This is a genomic window from Mesorhizobium sp. M0119 (assembly GCF_040322615.1).
Lineage (GTDB): Bacteria > Pseudomonadota > Alphaproteobacteria > Rhizobiales > Rhizobiaceae > Mesorhizobium.
Genome location: NZ_JAMYTU010000108.1, coordinates 1 through 1,014 on the forward strand (window position 1 = coordinate 1; position 1,014 = coordinate 1,014).

Annotated in this window: 1 protein-coding gene; it reads right to left on the reverse strand. The window is 62.3% G+C overall.

The window, feature by feature from the left end:
* On the reverse strand, positions 1 to 896 hold an 896-nt coding region (locus tag NKJ40_RS31775), incomplete at its 3' end, for a transposase (RefSeq protein ID WP_352469390.1).
* Positions 897 to 1,014 lie beyond the last annotated feature (118 nt).

Below are 1,014 nucleotides of genomic sequence, written 5' to 3' on the forward strand. Positions count from 1 at the left end.
TCGAAGACCGGGATATGCGGCTCGATGCCGCGCTCGTGCACCAACCAGCCCAACATCTCGGCCGAGCCGTACGCGCTGTCGGCGGCCAGGCGTTCTGGATAGAGGCCGAAGCGATCCTGGGCGCGATCGATCATGGTGCGTGCCGCGCCGACTTCCGCCTGGCGTATGGCCCGGCTTGCCTCGACGTCCACGATGACGGCGTGATCCAGGTCGATCAGATAGTTGGTGGCGTAGGCGAAGAAGGCATGCCCCTTCATCGCTCCCGTCCACTGAGCCGCCGGGTCGGACCTCGATATGAACTTCGGCTTCACCTCGCTCGCTGCACCCCACGCGGCATCGTCCAACGTGTCGAGATACTCCTGTACCGAGCGGCGCGTTGCCGCCATCGTCTCCCAGTCGACCTGCTCCGATCCCTCGGCAGAGCGCTGCTTGTTCGCGTCCGCCCTGATGAGGCTGGCATCGACGGCGAAGCCCTCGTTGCCGACGAGACCTTCTTCGATGCAACGGCGCACCGTCGTCTCGAAGAGTTCGCGCAGCAGATCGCTGTCGCGAAAGCGGCCGTGCCGGTTCTTCGAGAAGGTGGAATGATCGGGGACATCACCCTCCAGGCCAAGCCGGCAAAACCAGCGATAGGCGAGATTCAGATGCACTTCCTCGCAAAGCCGGCGCTCGGAACGGATGCCGAAGCAGTAGCCGACGATTAGCATCCGGATCATCAGTTCCGGATCGATCGAGGGCCTACCGATCTCGCTGTAGAACGGCCGCAGATGCGAGCGCAGCCCCGACAGGTCGACGAAGCGGTCGATCGAGCGCAACAGATGGTCAGCAGGGACGTGACGCTCGATGCTGAACTCGTAGAACAGCGCCTCCTGCATCACCGTCGGTTCGCCCATCATCGACTCAATCTCCTTTACCAAGGAGATTGAATCAGATGGGATATTCGGCTTGAGCCCCATCTTCGACGGTGATGGACGGAGGTGCTGCGCTCCGAGCTGATGATAGAACGTGGTCTGC